This is a genomic window from Planococcus glaciei, from assembly GCF_900099655.1.
GTDB classification, from domain to species: domain Bacteria; phylum Bacillota; class Bacilli; order Bacillales_A; family Planococcaceae; genus Planococcus; species Planococcus glaciei.
The window spans coordinates 89757-113788 of sequence record NZ_FNDC01000013.1 but is presented as its reverse complement, the minus strand read 5'-3'; the positions used below and the strand labels follow the sequence as shown (position 1 = coordinate 113788).

22 protein-coding genes are annotated in these 24032 nt (G+C 48.0%); 5 read left to right on the top strand and 17 right to left on the bottom strand.

The features are described 5' to 3' along the window. Position 1: 1 nt before the first annotated feature. The 6 genes from pstC to BLQ32_RS15305 all read right to left on the bottom strand — a co-directional run bounded on the left by pstC (position 2) and on the right by BLQ32_RS15305 (position 7446). Positions 2-928: a phosphate ABC transporter permease subunit PstC gene (gene pstC / locus BLQ32_RS15330; RefSeq protein WP_074510996.1), complete on the bottom strand. Its 927-nt coding sequence runs from the start codon at positions 926-928 to the stop codon at positions 2-4. A 66-nt stretch (positions 929-994) separates the two neighbouring features. Next, entirely contained in the window at positions 995-1948 is a 954-nt protein-coding gene (locus BLQ32_RS15325) for a PstS family phosphate ABC transporter substrate-binding protein (protein ID WP_074510995.1), read from the bottom strand. A 274-nt stretch (positions 1949-2222) separates the two neighbouring features. Next, entirely contained in the window at positions 2223-4406 is a 2184-nt protein-coding gene (locus BLQ32_RS15320; protein ID WP_074510994.1) for a peptidoglycan D,D-transpeptidase FtsI family protein, read from the bottom strand. 108 nt (positions 4407-4514) lie between these two features. Continuing rightward, positions 4515-5123: a superoxide dismutase gene (locus BLQ32_RS15315; RefSeq protein ID WP_036809395.1), complete on the bottom strand. Its 609-nt coding sequence runs from the start codon at positions 5121-5123 to the stop codon at positions 4515-4517. Positions 5124-5232: 109 nt separating this feature from the next. Then, positions 5233-5712, bottom strand: coding sequence for a DUF456 domain-containing protein (locus tag BLQ32_RS15310; protein ID WP_074510993.1), 480 nt, complete (start codon positions 5710-5712; stop codon positions 5233-5235). 102 nt (positions 5713-5814) lie between these two features. Beyond that, a complete protein-coding gene (locus BLQ32_RS15305; RefSeq protein WP_074511012.1) occupies positions 5815-7446 on the bottom strand; it encodes a Na/Pi cotransporter family protein in 1632 nt (543 codons plus the stop codon). Between the two features lie 169 nt (positions 7447-7615). Here BLQ32_RS15305 and BLQ32_RS15300 point away from each other — a divergent pair, with 169 nt between their 5' ends. The 3 genes from BLQ32_RS15300 (at position 7616) to BLQ32_RS15290 (ending at position 9997) form a co-directional block, all read left to right on the top strand. Next, positions 7616-8134 (top strand): DUF1189 family protein, encoded by a 519-nt coding sequence (locus tag BLQ32_RS15300; protein WP_083335361.1) that lies wholly within the window; start codon positions 7616-7618, stop codon positions 8132-8134. A gap of 132 nt (positions 8135-8266) precedes the next feature. Next, positions 8267-9394: a flavodoxin-dependent (E)-4-hydroxy-3-methylbut-2-enyl-diphosphate synthase gene (ispG, locus tag BLQ32_RS15295; protein WP_036809401.1), complete on the top strand. Its 1128-nt coding sequence runs from the start codon at positions 8267-8269 to the stop codon at positions 9392-9394. A 12-nt stretch (positions 9395-9406) separates the two neighbouring features. Beyond that, the gene (locus BLQ32_RS15290) at positions 9407-9997 is read left to right on the top strand and encodes a nucleotidase (protein ID WP_036809404.1); all 591 of its coding nucleotides are present in this window, start codon (positions 9407-9409) and stop codon (positions 9995-9997) included. Between the two features lie 139 nt (positions 9998-10136). On the opposite strand, the gene BLQ32_RS15285 is transcribed toward BLQ32_RS15290, so the two are convergent. The 5 genes from BLQ32_RS15285 to BLQ32_RS15265 form a co-directional block, all read right to left on the bottom strand. Then, entirely contained in the window at positions 10137-10547 is a 411-nt protein-coding gene (locus tag BLQ32_RS15285) for a Fur family transcriptional regulator (protein WP_036809407.1), read from the bottom strand. Further along, the gene (locus BLQ32_RS15280; protein WP_036809410.1) at positions 10544-11398 is read right to left on the bottom strand and encodes a metal ABC transporter permease; all 855 of its coding nucleotides are present in this window, start codon (positions 11396-11398) and stop codon (positions 10544-10546) included. The genes BLQ32_RS15285 and BLQ32_RS15280 overlap by 4 nt, the downstream gene beginning before the upstream one ends. After that, positions 11391-12164 (bottom strand): metal ABC transporter ATP-binding protein, encoded by a 774-nt coding sequence (locus BLQ32_RS15275; RefSeq protein ID WP_036809413.1) that lies wholly within the window; start codon positions 12162-12164, stop codon positions 11391-11393. The genes BLQ32_RS15280 and BLQ32_RS15275 overlap by 8 nt, the downstream gene beginning before the upstream one ends. A 718-nt stretch (positions 12165-12882) precedes the next feature. Continuing rightward, positions 12883-13779: a deoxyribonuclease IV gene (locus tag BLQ32_RS15270; RefSeq protein ID WP_175557132.1), complete on the bottom strand. Its 897-nt coding sequence runs from the start codon at positions 13777-13779 to the stop codon at positions 12883-12885. Positions 13780-13788: 9 nt separating this feature from the next. After that, positions 13789-15084, bottom strand: a complete 1296-nt coding sequence (locus BLQ32_RS15265) for a DEAD/DEAH box helicase (RefSeq protein WP_036809422.1) — start codon at positions 15082-15084, stop codon at positions 13789-13791. 125 nt (positions 15085-15209) lie between these two features. Here BLQ32_RS15265 and BLQ32_RS15260 point away from each other — a divergent pair, with 125 nt between their 5' ends. Together BLQ32_RS15260 and BLQ32_RS15255 are read left to right on the top strand one after the other, a co-directional pair. Beyond that, entirely contained in the window at positions 15210-16190 is a 981-nt protein-coding gene (locus tag BLQ32_RS15260; RefSeq protein WP_074510991.1) for a 4-hydroxy-3-methylbut-2-enyl diphosphate reductase, read from the top strand. A 146-nt stretch (positions 16191-16336) separates the two neighbouring features. After that, entirely contained in the window at positions 16337-16867 is a 531-nt protein-coding gene (locus BLQ32_RS15255; RefSeq protein ID WP_053165554.1) for a DNA topology modulation protein, read from the top strand. A gap of 56 nt (positions 16868-16923) precedes the next feature. Here the strand turns inward: BLQ32_RS15255 and BLQ32_RS15250 are convergent, their stop codons facing one another. The 6 genes from BLQ32_RS15250 to dnaG form a co-directional block, all read right to left on the bottom strand. Continuing rightward, positions 16924-18033, bottom strand: coding sequence for a Nif3-like dinuclear metal center hexameric protein (locus tag BLQ32_RS15250; RefSeq protein WP_074511010.1), 1110 nt, complete (start codon positions 18031-18033; stop codon positions 16924-16926). Further along, a complete protein-coding gene (locus BLQ32_RS15245) occupies positions 18020-18733 on the bottom strand; it encodes a tRNA (adenine(22)-N(1))-methyltransferase (RefSeq protein ID WP_074510990.1) in 714 nt (237 codons plus the stop codon). The genes BLQ32_RS15250 and BLQ32_RS15245 overlap by 14 nt, the downstream gene beginning before the upstream one ends. 423 nt (positions 18734-19156) lie before the next feature. Beyond that, on the bottom strand, positions 19157-19549 hold the full coding sequence (gene cccA, locus BLQ32_RS15240; RefSeq protein ID WP_036809433.1) for a cytochrome c550: 393 nt from the start codon (positions 19547-19549) through the stop codon (positions 19157-19159). 128 nt (positions 19550-19677) lie between these two features. Then, positions 19678-20817 (bottom strand): acyl-CoA dehydrogenase, encoded by a 1140-nt coding sequence (locus BLQ32_RS15235; protein ID WP_036809436.1) that lies wholly within the window; start codon positions 20815-20817, stop codon positions 19678-19680. A gap of 133 nt (positions 20818-20950) precedes the next feature. Next, a complete protein-coding gene (rpoD, locus tag BLQ32_RS15230) occupies positions 20951-22105 on the bottom strand; it encodes an RNA polymerase sigma factor RpoD (protein ID WP_074510989.1) in 1155 nt (384 codons plus the stop codon). Positions 22106-22135: 30 nt separating this feature from the next. Then, positions 22136-23938, bottom strand: coding sequence for a DNA primase (gene dnaG, locus BLQ32_RS15225; RefSeq protein ID WP_036809442.1), 1803 nt, complete (start codon positions 23936-23938; stop codon positions 22136-22138). Between the last annotated feature and the right edge of the window lie 94 nt (positions 23939-24032).

The window sequence follows — 24032 nt, the reverse complement described above, 5'->3', positions numbered from 1 at the left end:
CTTAATACTCCTCTCTGAAACGTTTTGACACGTAACTTGCGAGGATGTTCATCACCATCGTGAAGACGAACAGCGTAAATCCGACCGCATAGATGGAGTAGTAAATGGTCGTGCCATATCCTGCATCCCCTTTGGAAACTTGGACAATGTAGGAAGTCATTGTCTGGATGGAACCGGTAAAGTCCCCGTCCATTTTCGGCGTGGACCCAGCCGCAAGCGATACGATCATCGTTTCCCCGATTGCCCGGGAGATGGCCAGGACGACAGATGCCACAATGCCGGATAAAGCCGCCGGCAATGTCACTTTCATCGCCACTTCAAATTTTGTCGAGCCCATGGCAAGTGCGCCTTCACGAATGTGTTTCGGCACCGAACTCATCGCATCTTCAGATAAAGAAGCGATCATTGGAATGATCATGATTCCTACTACAATCCCTGGTGAAATGGCGTTGAAGATTTTGATTTCCGGAAAGAAGCTTTGCAGGACAGGCGTCACAAACGTTAAGGCAAAAAAGCCGTAAACGATGGTGGGAATCCCGGCCAAAATTTCCAGCACCGGTTTGACGATCCGGCGGACGGTTTCACTGGCATACTCGCTCAAATAGATCGCTGCCCCGATGCCGATTGGCACTGCTACGATGGTAGCGATTAGCGTCACTTTTAATGTGCCGATAATTAACGGCCAAATGCCGAACATCGCTTCTTTATTCGAGAACGGCAGCCAAGTGGTGCCGAACAGGAAGTCGGTAATCGGTACCCGTGTGAAGAATGTAATGGTTTCAACAATTAATGTCACGACGATGCCGATTGTCGTCAGTACGGATACCGACGCAATCAAAAACAAAATGATGGGTATAATTTTCTCGATGATTTTTTTGTTCTTTTTACCTTTCGACTGCGCGATCATTTCTTGCACAGATGGACGCATATGGAATCCCCTTTCAACCGCAAAAGGCAAGCAGTGGCTGCTCACCCTCAGATTTCAACTAGTGTATTATTTTTTCAATGCCTCAAGATCTGCCAAGCCTTTTTCATAATCTGCTTCAGGAAGTGCTACATAGCCAACTGCTTCTGCCATTTCCCCAGCATTTTCCAACGTGTATTTCATGAAGTCGTAGGCTGCCGGATCTTCTGCCAGTGCTTTGTTGCTGGCATATGTGAAGAGCGGGCGAGACAATGGTGCATATTCCCCGGATTCGATCGTTTCGTTTGTCGGTTCAATTCCGCCGATTTTCACTGCTTTTAATGTATCCTGGTTCGCTACATAATACGCATAGCCGAAGAATCCGATGGCATTCGGATCTGCCTGGATGCCTTGCACCAACACGTTGTCATCTTCAGATAGAGTTGCAGAACTTACCAAGTCTTCGTCTTCCAGGATGACTTCGTTAAAGTAATCGAATGTTCCGGAGTCTGTTCCAGGTGAGTAGAATACAACTTCTTCATCCGGCCATTCCGGGTTGATATCGGACCATTTTTTCGTTTTGCCGTCTTCCACCCAAAGTTTTTTCAGGTCTTCTACAGTCAAGTCTTCCACCCAGTCATTTTCTTTGCTGACAACCACTGTCAACCCGTCAAATGCCAATTGGAATTCTGTGTAATCAATGCCTGCTTCTTTAAGTTTGGCTGCTTCTTCTTCTTTAATAGGACGGGATGCATTTGAGAACGCTGTTTCTCCCTGGATGAACTTTTCAAATCCTCCGCCGGTTCCTGATACGCCGACTGTCACTTGGACATTTGGCTGAGCCCCCGCATATTCTTCTACAATGCCTTCCATGATTGGAGCGACTGTAGATGAACCATCACCCGAGACCGATCCTTCAACTTGTGCCGATTCTTCCCCAGCAGTTTGTGAGCTCGTCTCTTCTTGAGCGCCTCCTCCGCAAGCTCCAAGAACTAAAGCCGATCCAAGAATAGTTGATGCCATAGCGTATTTCCAGATTCTCATTGTGCAGTTCCTCCTAATGTTTGTTTGCTTTACTCTTATTACTATATAGAGAGATTATTGAGGACATATAAAGCGATTGTTAAGAGATTGTAAATTGCAGATGCAATTATCAAAAAAATGTTTTCGGTAATCGTAAGCTGGGTATCTTTCATTCGTTGATTTGCTGCCTTAGGCCTTTCAATCTGATTTCGATTCGATAATTGAAGAAATCGGGCAAACTTAAGCACTACAAAAAACCAAAGAAAAAACGGAAGCCGCTAATGGCTTCCGTTTCTTATTCTCCTGTGCCTTCTTCCACTTCAGATGCAGTATAAGGCGGCAGGATTTCACTTGTTGAATCGTTCACTCTTGATTTGGTCAGTTCGAAATACTTGTCTGCTGCCGCACGGGCGATTTCGTTATTTGCTTTCGGCACATTTTTATAATTTGTTGTCACGTACGGAATCACAACCGCATAAGCAATTTCCGGATTTTCAAATGGCGCAAATCCGATATGCGCAATATTGATGGAAGATTCTCCGTTCAACGGATGGTCTTTGTCGTAATACGTCACTTCTGCAGTTCCCGTTTTGCCGGCAGCTGTGTAAGGGGCATCCTGGAAATAGGCTCGAGCAGAGCCTTGGGCGCCTGTATACACACGCCGCATTCCTTCTTTAACCTGGTTGATTTCTTCCTGGGTATTATTGATGCGGTTCAGGACCTTCGGCTCGACAGTGGTTTCAATCGGGCCAAGATTCGTTCCATCCGTAGACGGCTGGCGGATTTCTTTCACAAGATGCGGCTGCATCCGGTAGCCATTGTTCGCAATGGTTGAAATGTATTGTGCCAATTGCAGCGGTGTATACGTATCATACTGTCCGATTGCCAAGTTCAGCAAAGACCCGCCATCCTTTGTTCCGCCGGCAAAGCCGGTAGCCTCATTCGGCAAGTCAATGCCGGTTTTAACGCCGAGGCCAAATTGGGCATAGGATTTGCGCATCGTGGTAAAACTTTCTTCCGGCACCCGTAAACCGCGGTTGTACTGGTACGAAGCGCCTGCAATCCGCATGGCAATTTTAAACATATAAACGTTCGAGGAACGCTCGATCGCCTGCAGGTCGCTCATTGGAATGCGGTTGAACAGACGCGTATTGAATATCGAATTTTTTTGTGCGGTTCCGGCGAATTTCAACGGTTCATCGATCATGACTTCATTCAGTTCAACGGCATCTTGCGAATAGCCCGTAAGCAAAGTCGCCCCTTTCACCGTCGATCCCATCTCATGGCTCGCTGTGAATGCGCCGAATGCATAATCATTGACGACGGTTTTGCCGTCCCGGTCTTCGCCAATGCGCTTGCCGACCAGCGAAATGATTTCCCCATTCTGGGGATTCATCATGACGAGGTATGCGTCTTTCACTAGCTGCGAATTGGGGCCGCGTTTTAATGCCAGCAATTTGTCTTCAACGATTTTTTCCATGGCGCTCTGGATTTCACTGTCAATCGTCAGCACCAGATCTTTTCCTGGTTTGCCTTCATCGACTGGGACAGTATCCACCACACTGCCCCGGCCGTCGGTAATGTTTTTGACAACCGATTTTTGCCCTTGCAGCACTTCTTCGTATTGTTCTTCAAGGAAACTTGTGCCTACCCGGTCATTGCGCGAATAATCGCGGGCCAGGTAATAATCCAGTTTGCTTGCGGGAATTCCCTTTTCCGGAGTAGTGGTACTGCCGAGAATCGTCAATTCGCTTGATTTCACGCGTTTCCAATCGGTCACGGTATTGACCCCTTTTAGCTTCGGATCGGTCAAGCGCTCTGAAACCCGGGCAAATTCTTCATCCGTGACTCCTTCATTTTTGATAATTTGAGGAGACAACGCATAGCCGGACGTCATTTCCCGGTAAATCGCCAGAACCTCCAGCTCATCTGCCGTCAGGCTGTTCAGTTCTTTTTCGGTGATTTTTTCACGGATCAGCGCATCCAGCTTGCGCTGTTTTTCTTTTTCCTGGATGTTTTCGTTTTCAATGGCTTTTCTTTCTTCATCCGTCACTTTTGCCGTCGCTTCTTCGCCATGGAGCAAAATATAGAAATCCTGCTTGTCACGCAAAGTTACCCGGTCGGATTCTTTTTCGATCAATTTCGCCAATTCGGATGCCACTGTCAGCATCTCTTCTCTTTTTGTGGTCTGCATTTTCGTATATGTAATCGCATTGACAGGGTTGTTGTCAACCTGTACGCGGCCTTCGCTATCAAAAATCCGTCCTCTAGGCACGCTCGTATTCACTGGCACTTCTTCGGTTCTCGCCAATGCCCGGGTAAAATCTTCCCCTTTGACAATTTGAAGGTAGCCGAGGCGCAGGATCAAAACGGAAAACAGCAGAAAAATGGAGAAAAAGAGGACATTCATCCGAAAGACGGTATGAGATTTCAATTTCGCCCTTGCAAGCGAAATACGTCTTTTCTGAGGGGTATTCATTGTTTGCACTCCTTCCGCCAAAATTACTTTGTTAGTATATCATCGAAACAAAAAAAACACACACTTTTTCAGACGAAAAAGTGTGTGCAAAGTTTCAATTTATGATAATTATTTAGCAGCTGTGAAGCGTTTTGATACTTCTTCCCAGTTGACTACATTCCAGAAAGCTGCAAGATAGTCAGGGCGTTTGTTTTGGTATTTCAAGTAGTAAGCGTGCTCCCAAACGTCTACACCAAGGATCGGCGTTTGCCCGTCCATCAATGGAGAATCCTGGTTAGCTGTTGAAGTGACTTCCAACTCGCCGTTGTTAACGACTAGCCAAGCCCAGCCAGAACCGAAACGTGTTTTGCCTGCGTTTTCGAATTTTGTCTTGAACTCGTCAAAGCTGCCGAATTTTGCATCGATTGCTTCTGCAAGTTCGCCTGATGGTGCGCCAGTGCCGTTTGGCGTTAGCAATTGCCAGAACAATGAGTGGTTAGCGTGTCCGCCGCCGTTGTTGCGCACTGCTGTGCGGATGTCTTCCGGTACTGCCTGCAAATCAGAAATCAATTCTTCAACTGATTTTGATGCAAGGTCTTCGTGGCCTTCTAATGCCGCGTTTACGTTCGTTACATACGTGTTGTGGTGTTTCGTGTGGTGGATGTTCATCGTTTCTTTGTCGATGTGTGGTTCAAGTGCGTCATACGCGTAAGGTAATTCTGGTAATTCATAAGCCATGATCAAATTCCTCCTTGAGTCTATTGTTCTACTTTCTTAGCGTAACAAAGTTTTCAAAACCTTACAATTAAAATGCACGGCTTTTGGAGCGATTCAGCCTAAAGGCTGATTAAACAAGGAAAAAGAACAAAGCGACCATCACGATTTGGATGATTCCTTTCGTGAAGACCGATGTGATGAATCCGACCACCGACCCAATGCCCGACCGGATCGATTGTTTCAGGGTCGAGCGGTTAAAAATCAGTTCCGCGATGATGGCCCCTAAAAACGGCCCTACCAGGATTCCTGCAATCGGAATGACGAACGGGCCGATGATCAGCCCGATGGTGCTTCCCCACAAACCGGCTTTAGAGCCGCCGAATTTCTTGACGCCGAATGCATTGGCAAGGGCATCCGCTCCGAACAGCAGAATGACAAACAGCGTTTGGATCAGCCAGAACCACCACGGCAAGTCGCTGAAGTCAAAAAACAGCCCATAAATCACAAAGCCGCCGAATATAAACAGCACCGCTGGGATGATAGGATAAACCAGGCCGACAAAACCGATGATAAAAAACAAGACAATAAGTATCCAGCCGATCACTTCCATTTTTCAGCCTCCTAAATAAAAAACTCTCTTTCATCGTGCCTTACATTTTAAAAAATGTAAAGCGATGAAAGAGAGTGGTTAGGTACTGTATGAACTTTTTTGTTACGACCGGTTTCCGAGGATTGCTTCCGCGATGTTCACGGAATGGTCGCCGATCCGTTCCAAGTTGCTGACAATGTCCACAAAGACAATTCCTGCCTGAGCGGAGCACTGGCCTTCATTCAAACGCAAAATATGTTTTTTCCGGAATTTGCGTTCCATTTTGTCGATCAAGTCTTCCTGCTCGGCTACTTCCCTCGCCAGTTCATGGCTGTTCGTATCCAGCGCATTCAATGCTTTCTCAACAGTTGCAATGGTCAATGTAAACATTTCAGCCAAATCTGCCATCGCGTCTTCCGTGATTTTCACCCGGTTGTTTTCCTGGTAGTCGATCAATTCGATGATGTTTTCAAAATGGTCGCCGATGCGTTCGATATCGCGTACGGTTTCCATCAGCATCGTATGGCGCGTGGAATCCGCTGCAGAAAGAGATTCTGCTGAAATCAGCACCAAGTAGTCGGTGATTTTCTGATCCAGGTTGTTGATCGCATCTTCCAGCTGGTAGCCCATCTCCGCATCTTTTTTGCTCTTTGTTTTCAAATATTCATAAGTCTCCTGAAGCCCTTGTACCGCAAAATGTCCCATGCGGAGCACTTCTTCTTTTGCCTGTCCAAGTGCAATCGAAGGCGATTGTTCGATAAAGTTGACATCCAGGTGCTTCGGTTTAAATTCGATTGTTACATCCTGCCCCGGAATAACGCGTGTCACCAGGTATGCCCAGGCCCCGATCAATGGGAACTGGATAATGGTATTCAGCACGTTGAATGTTCCGTGTGCAAATGCAATCTGCATTTTCGGCTCTAAATTTAAGACTCCTGCAATCCACTCCACGTACATCGTGAATGGAGTCAATAAAATCATGAAAATAATGGTGCCCAGCACGTTAAAGAGTACGTGTACTGCTGCAGCACGTTTCGCTGCAATCGAAGCGCCCAGCGCTGCCAGAACCGCTGTAATGGTCGTCCCGATGTTATCACCGAACAAAACCGGCAAGGAAGCGCCCAAAGTTAAAATGTTTTCAGCATAAAGGCCCTGCAAAATGGCTACTGTTGCACTGGAACTTTGGACAATCAATGTAAACACCGTTCCGACAACTACACCCAGAATCGGCATATCGCTTAAGCTAATCGTGAGATCAATAAATGACGCTGATTCACGGAGCGGCTTCATGCCGTCGCTCATCAATTCCAGCCCGAAGAACAAGCCGCCGAACCCAAAAATTACTTGCCCCATATTTTGGATTTGATTTTTCTTGAAGAAGAATATCAGAAGCGCTCCAAGTGCCATGATCGGCAAGGCATATGCACCGACGTCCAACCCTATAATGAACGCTGTAATAGTTGTCCCGATGTTGGCCCCCATGATTACGCCGATGGCTTGGCGCAAGGTCATAAATCCTGCACTTACCAGGCCTACAACAATAACGGTCGTACCCGAACTTGATTGGATCAGCACGGTTACGGCAATCCCGACGAGCACCCCCATGAACGGATTTGTCGTAAAGCGGTCCAAAATGCCGCGCAGTTTATCGCCCGCAGCCTTTTGCAAGGCATCCCCCATATACTTGATTGAGAATAGGAAAATCCCTAATCCTCCAAAGAAGGTAAAGAGCATTTCTTGCCAGTTCGTTTCCACGATTAACATTCAACTCCTAAATATACGATTTCACACCTAACCTATTATGAAGACTTTAATAAGAGCTTGTAAACACCTTTTACGAAAATTTACATTCCCGTAACAAAGCAGTCTATTTTGAGCGCCGAGGCGTGGTACGATACACTTATAGCTTGAAAGGAAGATTGCTGTGAACCTATTTCAATTATTTAAAGCCAGTGTGATGGAACCTCGAAAGCAGGCAGCCGTCCGTATTATGAGCATCGGAAAAATCCTGCGCTATGTGTTTGTGCTGGTCTTATTGATGACCATCATTTCTTTCATCGAACTCGCCGCGGGCCTTGGCGATACGGGCAATAGCATGGATGGCCTGCTGGAATTTGTAGAAGACATCAAATGGCTCCTGTACCCGTTTGCTTTCATCTTTTTATTCGTCTCAACCACGCTTTATCAATTTGTAAAAATCAGCCTTTTCGCCTTGATCGGCCTTGCTTTCATTCAGATGAAAAAGCGCAAAGGCGAGTATCGGCATTTATGGCGCACGACAGCTCTCGCGGTCACCGTTCCGACACTTTTGTCGTTTGCCTTCAGTTTTTTCGATGTTCCCATGTGGGCAACATTTGGGCTGGGCCTACTAACAATCATTTATCTGCATTTTGCGACAAATTATTATCCGAAGCAGCCTCCGGCTAAAAAGAAGCCGGCCTAACCGTTCTTCTTGTCTTTTCCATTAAGACACTGCTAAAATGGCTATAGGTAACGGAACAAGCTAGCATTTGTCCTAGTTGAAGAAATGGGGAACTGGAGATTTAACCAGACATCCCAAAAGGAGAGAATTTTAATGAGTGAAAGTATTCACCGTACGAAAACACGCCCCGTTAAAGTCGGAGACCTGACTGTAGGCGGAAGCAATGAATTATTCATTCAAAGTATGGCGACAACAAAAACACATGATGTAGAAGCGACAGTGGCGGAAATCCTGCGCCTCGAAGAAGCGGGTTGCCAAATTGTCCGTGTCGCTTGCCCGGATGAGCGTGCAGCTTATGCCATCGGTGAAATCAAAAAACGCATCAATATCCCGCTTGTTGTAGACATCCATTTTGATTATAAATTGGCGTTGATCGCCATCGAGCAAGGCGCCGACAAAATCCGCATCAACCCGGGCAATATCGGCCGCCGCGAAAAAGTGGAAGCCGTCGTGAATGCAGCGAAAGCAAAAGGCATTCCGATTCGCATCGGGGTTAACGCCGGTTCACTGGAACGCAAAATCCTTGAGAAATACGGCTATCCGACTGCAGACGGCATGGTTGAAAGTGCCCTTCATCATATCAAAATCCTTGAAGACCTCGACTTCCATGACATCATCGTTTCCATGAAAGCATCGGACGTCAGCCTGGCGATTGAAGCCTACGAAAAAGCTTCGAAAGCATTCGACTACCCGCTTCACTTAGGAATCACAGAATCCGGCACGCTGTTCACCGGTACCGTAAAAAGTTCGGCTGGCCTTGGCGCCTTGCTGGCAAAAGGCCTCGGCAACACCATGCGCATCTCTTTGAGCGCTGACCCTGTCGAAGAAGTCAAAGTGGCGCGCGAACTGTTGAAAGTGTTCGGTTTGTCTTCAAATGCTGCTACATTGATTTCCTGCCCGACTTGCGGCCGCATTGAAATCGATTTGATCTCCATCGCTAATGAAGTGGAAGAGTATATCTCCCATATTAAAGCACCGATCAAAGTAGCGGTTCTTGGCTGTGCAGTCAACGGTCCGGGAGAAGCACGCGAAGCAGACATCGGCATCGCTGGTGCCCGCGGCGAAGGTTTGCTGTTCATGCACGGGAAAACGGTACGCAAAGTTCCTGAGGAAACTATGGTAGACGAGCTGAAAATCGAAATCGATAAACTTGCTCAAGAGTATTTTGACAAACAAGCTGCTGAGAAAGCCGAAAAAGAAGCGCTTGAACAACAAGCATAAGGTTGTGAAGCTATGAGATACCGTTTTGGCATCGATATTGACGGAACTGTGACGTCCCCGACTTCGCTGATTCCGCATATCAATGAAGCATTCAATAGCACATTGACGCTCGACGACATCAAAGAATACGATTTGACTGCTGCCCTTCCCCATTTGCCGAAAGGCGAGTTCTACAACTGGTTCCGCGGCTCGGAAGCGAAGATTTACGCCGCTTCCCCGGTTTCGGAAAACGCCAAGAACATCCTTGACAAATGGAAAGACCAGTACGAACTGTATTTCATTTCTGCCCGAGGCGAAAATGTGCGCGACATCACGTTCGATTGGTTTGCGGAGCACGCGATCGCCTATGACCATATTGAACTGATCGGCACTCATAAAAAGATCGAAACTGCAAAACGCCACAATGTAGATTTGTTTTTCGAAGACAAGCACGACAATGCCGTAGAAATTTCAGAAGAACTGGATATTCCGGTATTATTGTTTGATACCCCTTATAACCGTGAACCGATTCCGAAAAACGTCATCCGCGTTTACAATTGGCTCGAAGCGGAACAATGGGTACAAAACGAATTTGCTTTGCAAAACGCCTTAAACGGCAAATAAACAGAACGAAAGCCATCCGCGCCTTTGCGCAGATGGCTTTTTTGATTCGTTCATGAGATTCCGCTGTTTTATTTGCTTTCCCCATTTCCCGGCAACTAATAAAGCGCCAGCAGAGAAATTTCTGCTTGCGCTTTGTTAATTATTGGCATTCCGGACATGTGCCGTAGATTTCGAATTTGTGGTTGGCGATCTGGTATGCCGGAAGAGCCGCTCCGATCATATCCATCGGACACACCGGAATTTCTTTGACATTGCCGCAATCCATGCAGATAAAATGATGATGGTGATGGTCGCTTTCGCATTGCATGCGGAAATGGCGTTCACCGGACAATTCCGTTTCTTCCAAGATGCCAAGCGAAACGAAAGTAGCCAAATTGCGGTAGACGGTATCGAAACTCATGCTCGGATAATCTTTTTGCATGACGTCCAGCAAATCGCGCGCCGTCAGATAGCGGTCATCTTCTGCAAACAGCTCCAGGATCTGTGAGCGTTTCGACGTTTCTTTATAGCCGTTTTCCTTTAAAATGTCCCATGCTTTCGTGATGTTCATGCAACTGCCCCCTTTTTCATTGAAACCGAAACTTTTTTATAGCCAATGACGATTAACAGCAATAAAATCGATGTCACAACAATGGTGCCTCCAGGTGCCAAATTGAAATAGAATGCGGTGATGAGCCCTGAGATCACGGAAAATTCCCCGAACAAAATCGATAGCCAGATGGTCTGTTTGAAGCTTTTGGATATGCGCATTGCGGCAGCTACCGGTATCGTCATCAGCGACGAGACCAACAGAATCCCAACGATTCGCATAGAGCCGGCAATGACAAGCGCCGTTACAATCATGAACAGGAAATGAATCCATTTTGCCGGCAGACCGGAAGCTTTCGCATATTCGTCGTCAAAAGACAGCACGAACAATTCCTTGAAAAACAGGAAAATGAACAGCAGTACGACGACGGCAATACCGAGAACGATAAAGAGATCTTCCCGGCTGACTGCAGAGACGGATCCGAACAAGTAGCCGAACAAATCATTCGAAAAGCCTTGTGCCAACGAGATGAAAATGGCACCGAAGCCGATGCCGGCAGATAGGATAATCGGAATCGCCAGTTCTTCGTAATGCTTGTATAAACTTCTCAGCCGCTCGATTAAAATGGAGCCGCCGACCGATGCCGCAATCCCGAGAAACAGCGGGTTCAACATAGCGAACGCCGCCACGCTCTGGCTCAAATACAGGCTTCCGGCGATGCCGGCAAGCGTGACATGGCTCAAGGCATCCGCAATCAGCGACAAGCGCCTGACCACGATAAACACGCCGAGAAGCGGTGCGATGACGCCGATGATGATGCCGGCCGCAAACGCATTTTGTAAAAATTCATAGGTGAATATCGCATCAATCATGGCTATGGACTCCTCCGATATGGTGAATTTTCCGGACAGAATGGCCATACCATGCTTCGCGCTGGGCGTCGCTCATTGTATGGAGCTGATCTTTAAATCCGTGGAAATGGATGGTCTGGTTCAGACATGCCACATGCGTGATTTTGTCCGTGACGGTATCGACGTCGTGCGTTACAAGGACCAATGTAATGTTCTGGTCCCGGTTGAGCGACGCCAGCATATTATAGAACGATTGGACATTTTGGTGGTCGATGCCGACCGTCGGCTCATCCAGGATCAGCACTTTCGGTTTGGCTACGAGCGCTCGTGCGATAAAGATGCGCTGCTGCTGGCCGCCGGACAATTCACTGACGCTGCGTCCGCTGAACGATTCCATGCCGACTGCCACCAATGCCTGATGGACCAGTGCCTTATAGTCTTTCGGCAAGCGGTGGAACAAGCCGGACTTTTTGGCAAGCCCTCCCGCCACCACTTCTTCAACCGTTGCCGGAAAACCGGAGTTGAACGAATTCGATTTCTGCGACACATAGCCGACCCATTCCCGGTGCTTGAAATTTTTGGCGTCGACACCGAACAGTTCGATTGAGCCTTGCGTCGGTTTGATCAAGCCAAGCATGATTTTCAGGAGCGTCGATTTGCCGGAGCCGTTCGGTCCAAGAATCGCCAGGAAATCTCCTTCTTCCACTTTCAGCGAAATATTCTCGAGCGCTTTTGTTTGTTCATATTCAAAACTGATGTCTTTAATGTTGATCAATGGCGCGTCCATGGAGCCGCCTCTTTTCTAATTAATAATGATTACGATTTACAACCATTAAGAAATTATAGAGGAGTCTTACGTGAATGTAAATAGATAGGGCTTAATTTGGTATCTTCTGAAAATCATAGGGCTGCTATTTTTGTGGATATCAAATTTAGGGAGCATAGATTCCTTTACATATAAAAAAGCCGCAGGCGAACCTGCGGCTTGAGTTAATAGACAAAAGAATTTTTACATATGAGAAATGGATGAATAGACAACAGGGCATCGCGAATCCTCCGTTTCAGCCGGACGCGTTCCACGGGCTCGCGCCGAAATCCCGCAGGAGTCGCCGGCTTCCACTCCGAATCCTGAACATGAAGGCTATCTAGAGGTATCGCTAATCTTCTTGAGCTGTCTGTTTAAGCTTCAATCCGATGACCATTCACTTGTGAATCCAAGAGAGACGCCCCAACCGGTTCGGCCACGAAGACTCCTGTGGGACAGCGAAAGCTGAAGACCCCGCAGGCAAGACATTGGCCGAAGGCAGAGAGGCCAATGTCTTTGCGACGAAGCTAGCGCAGCGATGCAGGAGCAGCGGGTTTTCAAAGCGACGAGGAGGCTGAAGCTGAGCCCACGGAAAGCGAAGTGGCCGCCCCGGTTGGGTTTATACATCCCTATTCATTTAATTTATACTTTGTCTACAATTTGAAGCCGCAGGCGAACCTGCGGCTTTTCTGTCCCTCTCTTAAAGAGGCGTTTTCAGTTCTTCGATAACGCCCGGCGTGAAAATGCCGTTTTTGAACATTTCAATTTCAAATGCGTACGGCGCTTTTTTGTTTTTGGCATCAAGGCCGACGTAAGGTGTTTCCAGGATTTTCGGAACGTGCATCAAATCCGGGTGATGGACGATGCCGTTCAACGCTTCAAAGCCGATTTCCCCGAATCCGATGTTTTCGTGGCGGTCTTTGCCGGCACCGCAGACGTTTTTGCTGTCGTTGATGTGCAGCACCTGGATCCGGTCCTTGCCGACGATGCGGTCAAATTCCTCCAAGACGCCGTTGAAATCTTCTTTGATGTTGTAGCCGGCATCATGGGTATGGCAAGTGTCGAAACAGACCGACAAGCGCTCATTATGAGTGACGCCGTTGATGATTGCGGCGATTTCCTCGAAGCTGCGGCCGATTTCCGTGCCTTTGCCCGCCATGGTTTCAAGCGCGATATTCACCGGATAATCCTGGGACAGCACTTCGTTCAGGCCTTCGATGATTTTCGCCGTCCCCACTTCCACTCCGCCGCCGACATGGGCGCCGGGATGAAGGACGATCTGCTTCGCGCCGAGCGCTGCTGTGCGTTCGATTTCCTTTTGCAGAAATTCGACGCCATGGGCGAACGTGTCCGGCTTCAAGCTGTTGGCAATATTGATGATATACGGAGCATGGACGACGATATTTGACAGATTGTTCGCTGCCATATGCGCCTGCCCCGCTTCAATATTCAATTCTTCAATCGGTTTGCGCCGGGTGTTCTGAGGCGCACCGGTATAAATCATGAAAGTAGTAGCTCCGTAGGAACTCGCTTCTTCACTGGCTGCAAGCAGCATTTTCTTGCCGCTCATTGACACATGTGATCCTAATAACATGATAAAATCCCCTTACTTTTTGCGGTTTTTGCGGCGTTCGACTTTTTTAATTTCGTCCATTTTCCACTTCATTTTCTTTTTATAGCCCGGTTTTACGGCCTTCGGTTTATGGACCATTGTCTTCGCTTTGGCATCTGCTTCATTCGGCGTTCTGGTGCGGGATTTCCGGCTGTGGCGGTTTTTCAGGTCGACAAATTCGCCTTTGACAATGTCTTTCTGCTGGAATGGAATGCCCATTTTCTCAACGCGGACAATCGCATCTTCTTCTTCCGGATTGAAAATCGTGATGGCCAGGCCTTTCATTCCCGCACGGGCTGTACGCCCGACGCGGTGGATAAAGAATTCCAGGTCTTCCGGCAATTCGTAGTTGATCACATGGCTGACTCCTTGGATATCGATTCCGCGGGCGGCCAAATCCGTTGCAACAATGTACTGATACTCCAAGTCGCGAATCTGTTTCATCATTTTCACCCGTTCACGCGGCGCCAAATCGCCATGGACGCGGCCGACGCGGATGCCCGCTTTGCCAAGTTCTCCGGCTACATAATCGGCATTGGTCTTTGTGTTGACGAAAATGATGCACAAATACGGATTGATGATGCCCATTACTTCTTTCAGGCGTTCGACTTTGCGCTTGCTGCGCGCTGGAAGCAAGTAGAAATCCAGGCCATCTGCTGTCGGGCGTTTGTCGCCGATTTTCACATGGACCGGTGATTCCATGTATTTTTTCAGGAACGGCTTTAATTTTTCCGGAATAGTTGCAGAGAAAACGTACATTTCCAGGTTCTCCTGCATTTTGCCCGCCACTTGGTCAATTTCTTCGATAAAGCCAAGATCAAAAGCAAGATCCGCTTCGTCGACTACCAAAATTTTGCCCGTGTGGACCAAAAGTGCGTTTTCTTTTACCAAATCTCTTAAACGCCCAGGTGTACCGATGACGATATGCGGCTGCGTTTTCAATTTATTGATCGACCGCTGCTTGTCTGTTCCGCCGATGAAGCTTTTCACTTCAATGTCGGACCCTTCCACAAGTTTCATCATTTCGGCATAAATTTGTGTTCCCAGTTCACGCGTCGGCGCACAAATGACTGCCTGTACTTCGGGGCGGCTCGTATCGATGCGTTCGGCAATCGGGATGATAAAGCTGTGGGTCTTCCCTGTTCCTGTATGGGATTGCCCGATTGCTGAGTTGCCTTTCAATATATGAGGCACGATTTCTTTTTGGATCGGTGTCGGTTCTGTAAATCCTAATTTTTCTACCGCTTCAAGTATAAACGGCTTTAAATTATATTCGTTAAATTTTGTCATGGGATTGAATCCCCTCCTTATGCTCTTGACATTATAGCACGAAATTGCATTTTCCGTATTGCAACTTTTGTAAAGCAGCGCCGTCTCCGTTATAATGAAAGTATGTTTTTGAAAGGAGTGCGGTTATGAAAGTAATGAAGATTTCTCCAAGAGGGTATTGCTATGGAGTGGTAGATGCAATGGTCATTGCAAAAAATGCGGCCATGGATGAAACTTTGCCCCGCCCTATTTATATATTAGGCATGATTGTACACAATAAACACGTAACAGATGCATTCGAAGAAGACGGCATCATTACGCTGGACGGCAAAAACCGTCTGGAAATTCTGGAGAAAGTCGAAACCGGCACCGTTATTTTTACAGCACATGGTGTTTCACCGCAAGTGCGTGAACTGGCGAAACGCAAAGGTTTGGTTTCCATCGATGCGACTTGCCCGGATGTGACCGTAACCCATGATTTGATCCGCGAGAAGACAGCAGAAGGCTATCAGATCGTCTATATCGGAAAAAGCGGACACCCAGAACCGGAAGGCGCCATTGGCGTGGCTCCCGATATGGTCCACTTAGTGGAAACGGTGGAAGACGTCAACCAGCTGGATCTTGTTTCGGATAAAATCATCGTTACGAACCAGACAACGATGAGCCAGTGGGATGTTGTCGATATGATGAAGCGGCTAAAAGAAAAATACCCGCATTCGGAAGTCCACAAAGAAATTTGCCTGGCTACGCAAGTACGACAGGAAGCAGTTGCTACACAAGCCACGGAAGCCGATTTACTGATTGTCATCGGTGATCCGATGAGCAACAACTCGAACCGTTTGGCTCAAGTATCCCAGGACATTGCCGGAACTCCGGCCTACCGCATTTCGGATCTTTCCGAATTGAACCTGTCATGGCTTGATGGTGTTGAGACCGTGGCGATTACAGCCGGCGCTTCAACTCCGACGCCGATCGTCAAAGAAGTGATGAACTTCCTGGATAAGTACGACCCGGAAGATCCAGCTACCCACGATTTGGCGCGGAGCGTACCGCTTAATAAAATTCTTCCAAAAATCAAGCATCCGAAACCTTCGGACCGCATTGAACCTTATACGGTCAGTGAATAAAAGCATTGTCACGTTCATCCGATAAGGTTTAAAATAAGGCAAGTGGAAAAAGACCGTCCCTGCCCCTAGCGACAAGTAAACCGTGAGCTTTTAAATAAGTCTCACGGTTTTTCTGTACATTACATCTCGGATACGGAGTGGATAGTATGAAAAAAATTGCTGTGATTGGATCCGGAGGCTCTGGCAAATCAACTCTTTCAAGAAAACTTGGCGAAAAACTGTCTATTGAAGTGTTTCATTTGGATGCGATTTTGTGGAAGCCGGACTGGGAAGCTGTTGCAAAAGACCAGCAACAACTCATCCAGCAGCAATTGGTCGCAAAAGACCGGTGGATCATTGACGGCAATTACAACGGCACACTCGATATCCGGCTGAAAGCGGCCGATTGCATCATTTTCATGGACATTCCCCGTTCCCTTTGCCTGTACCGGGTCATCATGCGCACATTTCGGCACCGCCGCCAGCCCCGGCCGGACATGGCGACCGGCTGCGAAGAACGCTTCAACTTCAACTTTTTGAAATGGGTATGGAATTACCCGACCGACAAACGGCCGGAAGTGATGAATAAACTTGAACGCTTGCGTGGGCAAAAAGAAATCATCATTTTAAAATCCCCTAAAGAAGCCCAGCTTTTCCTGGAGAACATAAAAAACGAGAGCACCGTCACTATTCCATAATAGTTCGGGCTCTCGTTTTTTATTTGTTTATTGCGATCTTCCGCATGCAACAGGTGTTACTTAAACCGGAACGGTTCGGTATCGACTTCGGACGGCAGGAATTCGCATTGCCAGTTCTGCCGGTTCGACATGTGGTCGACAACGCCTTGGATCATGATTTTTTCTACGTGATGGCCGGGGTCAACAACGGCCAGATCCATCGCTTCCGCATCCTGGGCGACGTGGAAATACAAATCGCCGGTTACATAAACATCTGCTCCCGAACGTTTTGCGGCCTGGATGTATTTATTGCCGTCTCCGCCAAGCACGGCCACTTTCCGGACCCTTTTGGCCAAATCCCCGACAACGCGGGCGGCCGGCACATCGAGCCGTTCTTTGACCAGCTCCGCAAACTCTTCCAAGCTCATGTCGGCTGGCAAAGTTCCAACCCGGCCGAGGCCCATCGCTTCTTCTTTATTCTCCAGCGTAAACACATCATACGCCACTTCTTCGTATGGGTGTGCGGCAATCATGGCACGGATCGCCCGGTCTTTTTCGTATTTCCGGATCACCACTTCAATTTTGGATTCAGCGGTTACTTCCATCTTCCCGGCTTCGCCGATATACGGATCTGCTGCTTCAGTTGGCCGGAATCGCCCTGTGCCCGATAAAGTATAGCTGCAGAATTCGTAATCGCCGATGGCTCCTGCTCCCGCTTTCCCTAACGCTTCCCGCACTTGTTCTTCATGGCTTTCCGGAACAAACACGGCAATTTTCACCAGTTCCGCTTCGTATGTAGGGACGAGCACTTTTGTTTCGGCTAGGCCGAGCGCATCCGCCAACAAATCGTTGACGCCGCCTTTGGCGACATCGAGATTGGTATGGGCTGCGTAGACGGCGATATCGTGCTTAATCAGTTTTTCGATCATGCGCCCCTGCGGAAAATCGGTCTGCAGGTTTTTCATCGGGCGGTAAATCGGGGGATGGTGGGCAATAATCAAGCCGGCTCCTTTTTCTATCGCTTCGTCCACCACGTGTTCATTGACATCCAGCGTCACCAGCACCCGTTCTACTTTTTTGTTCAGTGTCCCGACATGCAAGCCAATCGGATCGCCTTCCATTGCCAGAAATTTCGGTGACCATTTTTCAAACTCTTCGATGATTTGCTGTCCATTAGGAATTTTCACCATTCAGCACCTCTTCTACCAGTTTTATTTTTTGCACCAGTTCGTTTTTCTTATCAACAATTTCCAGCGTCTGTTCAGTGGATTCAATGGAGGCAATGATATTTGTCCACTGTGCGCTTTCTCTTTGCCATTTTTCCTGGAACACTTCTGTCTGCTGATTCATGAGGACGGGCCCCATCAGCAATTGCGCTGGTGTGTAGGCAACCGGCTGGCTGCTGCGCTCCAGCACGAGAATTTCATAGATTTTATTGTTTTCTTTAATGATTTCTTCTTCCACGATGGCCCATTGATGGGTTTGTGCCCATTCACGGATGGCTTTGGCATGGACATTCGGCTGAAGGATCAAGCGGCTGACACCCGCCAATTTTTCAAGCCCCTGGTCCAGAATCGAAACGATCAATGGACCGCCCATTCCAGCTATGGTAGTAGCAGTAATGCCGTCTTCCGGATGGATGGCTTCGAGCCCGCTAGCCAACCGGACCTCAATTTTGTCTTCCAATTGTTCTTGCTTGACCTGTTTTTTTGCAGATTCATAAGGCCCTTTAACCACTTCCCCGGCAACTGCACGTTCAGCCAGTCCCTGGGAAACGAGATAGCACGGCAAATAGGCGTGATCGCTGCCGATATCCGCCACAATTGCCCCGGTCGGCACATGGCTCGCTACCCGCGTAAGCCGCAATGATAATTGTTGAGCATTCATTTTTAAATCCTCCTAATCTAGAAAAGCGGAAACGGCCGTTTAGGTTCGACAGCCATAAGGCGAACCAGCGAAGTGGCGTTCTTTGCCACATCGCTGGGTTGACTTATGACCCAAGAACCTGGCCGTTGCAGCTGGACAATAAGAAAAGCGCAGGCGCCTTGCTCAGCCCCGACGAGCGTTGGAAGGTTGGCCGGTGATGGCGCTTTTTGCCATCGCTGGCTGACCTGAAACGACTCGAGGGGCTAGGCGCCGGAGCTGGACAATAAGAAAAGCGCAGGCGCCTTGCTCAGCCCCGACAAGCGTTGGAAGGCCGGTCGGTGATGGCGCTTTTTGCCATCGCTGGCTGACCTGAAACGACTCGAGGGGCTAGGCCCCGGCTAAAGAAAAACCCTTAGCTCGTTATGAACTAAGGGTTTTTTAATACTATTCGAGTGAAAGTACCCACTCAGCCATCGCTGGAATGTTCTCACCTTCGATGAGACCACCTGGCATTGCGCCTTTACCATTTGCAATAATTTCTTCGATTGCTGCTTGGTCAAGTTCAGTTGCGACTAGTGAAGGACCTACTCCGCCTTCATAGCTTGAACCGTGGCAAGATACACAGCTTTGCTGTGCTTGTGCTTCAGCGTCGAATTCAGCAGAATCTGTGCTTCCGCCATCGCCTTCTGGCGCGGCATCTTCACCTTTTCCGCCTTCTTCTGCGTGTTCAGCAGCAATGTCTTCTTGGTTATTGGCGCCTTCTAAAGATAAGAAGAAAATCAGACCAATACCGAACGCCATGATTAAGATGTAAGGTACAATTGCATTTTTTTGCATCCGTTACCCCTCCCTCTATAAGTTCTGCTTGATGATAGTGTTCGTATCATTCATTATTGTACTGTATTATTAGCAAAACGAAAAGCCATAACGGAGAACTTTTACTTGATTGTGACAAATTCAGTAATTTAACAGCCGATTTGGCGGGCGATGACCATCTTCTGCACTTCCGATGTTCCTTCGCCGATTTCAAGCAATTTGGCATCGCGCATATAGCGTTCCACTTCATACTCTTTCATGTAGCCGTAGCCGCCGTGGATCTGGATGGCTTCATCCGCCACTTCCATGGAAATTTCAGAAGCGTACAATTTTGCCATAGAGGCTTCTTTCGTGAACGGGCGTCCCTGGTCTTTCAGCCAAGCCGCTTTGTACACCATATTGCGGGCCAATTCAATCTTCAAAGCCATATCCGCTAATTTGAATTGCGTAATCTGGAATTCGGAAAGGGATTTCCCGAATTGCTTGCGTTCTTTTGAATAATTCAAAGCACGGTTAAATGCCGCCTGCGCGATTCCAACCGCCATTGCAGCGATTCCGATGCGTCCGCCGTCCAAAGTTACTAGGAACTGCTTAAAGCCTTCTCCGCGCTTGCCAAGCAGGTTTTCTTTTGGCACCCGTACATTTTCCAACACCAATTCCGTGGTGTTCGATGCATGGAGCCCCATTTTTTCGTAATTGTCGATAATGGTGAAGCCTTCTGCATCCGTCGGCACAATGATTGCCGAGATTTCTTTTTTGCCGTCGTTCATGCCTGTAATGGCCGTAATCGCCAAGTGTTTCGCATAGCTCGCATTTGTGATATACACTTTCGATCCGTTGATGACCCAGTCATCGCCGTCTTCCACTGCACGCGTTTCCGTACCGCCGGCATCCGACCCGGCATTGGGTTCCGTCAATCCGAACGCTCCGAACGATTCGCCTGTACAAATCGGCGCCAAGTATTTTTCCTTTTGCTCTTCTGTGCCAAACAAACTCAGCGGCGCACCGCCCAAAGAAATATGGGCCGAATACGTAATTCCCGTGGAAGCACAGGCGCGGCTCAATTCTTCGGTTACGATCGCAAAGCTCGTTGTATCAGCCCCTGCTCCGCCGTACTTCTCGTCAAACGGCAATCCCATCATCCCCATGTCGGAAAGCTGTTTGAAGATTTCTTTTGGAAATTCATTGGTGCGGTCACGATGGACGGCTCCTGGAGCTACTACCTTATCGGCAAACTCTTTGATGGTCTTCTTGATCATTTGCTGTTCTTGCGTCAAATCGAAATTCATTTCACTACATCCCCTTTGTTGTGAATACGCTTACAACTTTCATTATATAGGAAAAATTTAGACAAACTCAACTGTTATCCTAAAATACATAAAAAACGCTCATGTGCACGAAGCACATGAGCAGTTTCAATTATTATTCCAAGAAATCTTTCAAGCGCTTGCTGCGCGACGGGTGGCGAAGCTTGCGGAGCGCTTTTGCTTCGATTTGGCGGATCCGTTCACGGGTTACGCCAAATACCTTGCCTACTTCTTCAAGTGTGCGTGTACGGCCATCGTCAAGGCCAAAGCGCAAGCGAAGCACATTTTCCTCACGGTCGGTTAACGTATCCAAGACGTCTTCAAGCTGTTCTTTCAATAACTCGTAAGCTGCGTGGTCGGATGGAGACTGTGCATCCGAATCCTCGATAAAATCGCCAAGATGCGAATCATCTTCTTCACCGATCGGTGTTTCAAGCGATACCGGCTCTTGTGCAATTTTCAGGATTTCACGCACTTTTTCCGGAAGCAAGTCCATTTCTTCCCCAATTTCTTCAGGCGACGGCTCACGGCCAAGATCCTGAAGCAGCTGGCGCTGAACTCGAATCAATTTATTGATCGTTTCAACCATATGCACCGGAATCCGGATGGTCCGCGCCTGGTCGGCAATCGCACGGGTGATCGCTTGGCGGATCCACCAAGTGGCATACGTACTGAATTTAAATCCTTTGGAGTAGTCGAATTTTTCAACGGCTTTGATTAAGCCCATGTTCCCTTCCTGGATCAAATCCAGGAACAGCATGCCGCGGCCGACGTAGCGCTTGGCAATACTTACAACGAGACGCAAGTTGGCTTCAGCCAAACGTTTTTTCGCTTCTTCATCGCCTTGTTCGATCAATTTCGCCAAGCGGACTTCTTCTTCCGCTTTCAACAGATCGACTCGGCCGATTTCCTTCAAGTACATGCGCACCGGGTCGTTGATTTTTACGCCTGGCGGTACACTCAAGTCATTCAAGTCGAACTTTTCTTCTGTCGGCTTCATCAAGCGGTCCAAATGTTCTTCGTCGTCTGATTTGCGTTCAAGCTCTATGCCATGGCCTTCAAGCTGTTCGATAAACTCTTCAACTTGATCGGATTCCAGTTCAAAAACCGCTAATTTATCGGCTATCTGCTCATAGTTAAGTTCACCGGTTTTCTTACCTGTTTCGATTAATTGTCGTTTTGCTTCTTCTACAGTTACTTCCGGGCCTTCTGTGCTTAATGAAACATTGCTTGCTTCAACTTTGTTTTTGCGTTCTGATTTCTCAGCCATACGACTTCCTCCTTTTAAAACCGGATAAACTTACAATGATTTGCGCAAAGCAATCACTTCTTGCGCAAGAAGTAAAGCGCGTTGTAGATCATGCTGTTTTTCCGCTTCTTTTGATTGCTGGATTTTCAAATTTATCTGCTGCTCTATCCGGTGCTTTTCAAGATGCTTGATGCAATCCGCTATTTCTTCATCCACATGCTCCGGATCGCGTTCGGAAAGCGCCGTTTCCATAACCAGTTTCCGGAGTTCTGCGTCCTGGAGCGTTTCCAGGAATTTATGGAAATCCGCTTTGTCCCACTCCTCATAAAATCCGAGCAGCTGGACATACAGCGCCTTGAACTCTTCACTGACAAAAGGCATACCTGATTCCACTTCAGCGAGCTTCCTCATCACATCCCGGTTGGCTAAGGCATGCGCGAACAGCAGCCGTTCGGCCCGGTGAAAAGAAGTGATCCGCTTCGGCTCCCGCTTTACGGTTTTGGCTACCCTTTCCGGGCGGCTTTGTTCAATCGAGCGGTTCTCCAGTTTGCGGTACTGCTGCAAAATCGCTTCTTCTGACAATTTGGTTTCATTGGCCAACTGCTTGATATACAAATCTCGTTCAATTGGAGATGAACGGCCAGCCAAGAGCTGCAGCACTTCCTGGACATATTGCAGAAGATCGTTTTCGTACTGGAAATTCTTATGTCGGCGGGCATGCATCATGGCAAACGCGATAAACGCGTGCGGCTTGCCGATGACTTGTTCCCGAAATGCGTCTTGGCCATGCTCCCGGACATAATCGTCCGGATCCATTTTTCCCGGAAGAACAGCAACTTCCACTTTAAACTTGTCTTCATTGAGTGCAATGGCAGCCCGTTTGGCCGCTTCCCACCCGGCATCATCACCGTCAAAGCAAATGACGATCTCCTGGGCAAAACGCTTCATTGCACGGATATGCTGGGGGGTCAGCGAGGTGCCCATTGTCGCAAGGGCATTGTCGACGCCGGCTTTTCCGGCAGCAATGACATCCATGAATCCTTCAAACAGGATGATTTTCCGATTTTTCCGAATGGCGCTTCTTGCCTGATGGACATTGTACAGCACCTGGCTTTTCTGGAAAATAGGCGATTCCGGACTGTTCATGTATTTTGCTTCCGTCTTCGTATTTTCCAAAATCCGCCCTGAAAAGGCAATGACTTTGCCGCTTTCGTTCATAATGGGAAACATCACACGGCCTCGGAAGCGGTCAAAAAAGCCATTCCCCTGTTCGCGCTGAATCGCCAGCCCGCTGTTCATCAATTCTTCTTCGCTGTATCCTTTGCGCTGCAATGCTGTCGCCATATAATTCCATTCCGGCAGGGACCAACCGATGCGGTACCGTTCAATCATCTCCCGCGTGAATCCCCTGTTTTCCAGGTAATCCAGCGCAGCTTGGCCTTCTTCGGTATTGAGCAATATATGATGGTACATGTCTGCCGCAAATTCGTGCATCAATATCAGCTGATTGTCGCTTTTGGAAGGGGCATTTGCTGCTTCTCCAGAAGCATGGGTGTTCACTTCCACTTCAATCCCCGCCCGGCTTCCCAGACGGGCTAATGCTTCTTGAAACGTAATATTCTCTATATCCATAAGGAACGTAATGGCGTTTCCGCCGGCGCCGCACCCGAAGCAGTGAAAAATCTGCTTATCGGAAGTGACGGAAAATGACGGTGTGCTTTCTCCGTGAAACGGGCAAAGCCCGAACCAGTTGCGCCCTCTTTTTGTTAATTGGACGTATTCTCCGACTATGTCCACAATATCCGTTGTCGACCGAATCTTTTCAATCACTTCTTCAGGAACTCGATTGGACATGCTATCACCATCTTTTTTTCTTAACTTACTGTATTCGAGATATTCAGGTGAATTCCTTCATCTTTTAGCAAAAAGATGAGCCAAATAAATAGAC

What these genes read in the sequence shown, in the direction of transcription:
- BLQ32_RS15320 (WP_074510994.1), bottom strand. Translation starts at nt 4,406, where the DNA reads ATGAATACCCCTCAGAAAAGACGTATTTCGCTTGCAAGGGCGAAATTG.
- BLQ32_RS15280 (WP_036809410.1), bottom strand. Translation starts at nt 11,398, where the DNA reads ATGATTGATGCGATATTCACCTATGAATTTTTACAAAATGCGTTTGCG.
- ispG (WP_036809401.1), top strand. Translation starts at nt 8,267, where the DNA reads ATGAGTGAAAGTATTCACCGTACGAAAACACGCCCCGTTAAAGTCGGA.
- BLQ32_RS15255 (WP_053165554.1), top strand. Translation starts at nt 16,337, where the DNA reads ATGAAAAAAATTGCTGTGATTGGATCCGGAGGCTCTGGCAAATCAACT.
- BLQ32_RS15310 (WP_074510993.1), bottom strand. Translation starts at nt 5,712, where the DNA reads ATGGAAGTGATCGGCTGGATACTTATTGTCTTGTTTTTTATCATCGGT.
- cccA (WP_036809433.1), bottom strand. Translation starts at nt 19,549, where the DNA reads ATGCAAAAAAATGCAATTGTACCTTACATCTTAATCATGGCGTTCGGT.
- BLQ32_RS15315 (WP_036809395.1), bottom strand. Translation starts at nt 5,123, where the DNA reads ATGGCTTATGAATTACCAGAATTACCTTACGCGTATGACGCACTTGAA.
- BLQ32_RS15260 (WP_074510991.1), top strand. Translation starts at nt 15,210, where the DNA reads ATGAAAGTAATGAAGATTTCTCCAAGAGGGTATTGCTATGGAGTGGTA.
- rpoD (WP_074510989.1), bottom strand. Translation starts at nt 22,105, where the DNA reads ATGGCTGAGAAATCAGAACGCAAAAACAAAGTTGAAGCAAGCAATGTT.
- BLQ32_RS15290 (WP_036809404.1), top strand. Translation starts at nt 9,407, where the DNA reads ATGAGATACCGTTTTGGCATCGATATTGACGGAACTGTGACGTCCCCG.
- BLQ32_RS15325 (WP_074510995.1), bottom strand. Translation starts at nt 1,948, where the DNA reads ATGAGAATCTGGAAATACGCTATGGCATCAACTATTCTTGGATCGGCT.
- pstC (WP_074510996.1), bottom strand. Translation starts at nt 928, where the DNA reads ATGCGTCCATCTGTGCAAGAAATGATCGCGCAGTCGAAAGGTAAAAAG.
- BLQ32_RS15235 (WP_036809436.1), bottom strand. Translation starts at nt 20,817, where the DNA reads ATGAATTTCGATTTGACGCAAGAACAGCAAATGATCAAGAAGACCATC.
- BLQ32_RS15275 (WP_036809413.1), bottom strand. Translation starts at nt 12,164, where the DNA reads ATGGACGCGCCATTGATCAACATTAAAGACATCAGTTTTGAATATGAA.
- BLQ32_RS15285 (WP_036809407.1), bottom strand. Translation starts at nt 10,547, where the DNA reads ATGAACATCACGAAAGCATGGGACATTTTAAAGGAAAACGGCTATAAA.
- dnaG (WP_036809442.1), bottom strand. Translation starts at nt 23,938, where the DNA reads ATGTCCAATCGAGTTCCTGAAGAAGTGATTGAAAAGATTCGGTCGACA.
- BLQ32_RS15265 (WP_036809422.1), bottom strand. Translation starts at nt 15,084, where the DNA reads ATGACAAAATTTAACGAATATAATTTAAAGCCGTTTATACTTGAAGCG.
- BLQ32_RS15245 (WP_074510990.1), bottom strand. Translation starts at nt 18,733, where the DNA reads ATGAATGCTCAACAATTATCATTGCGGCTTACGCGGGTAGCGAGCCAT.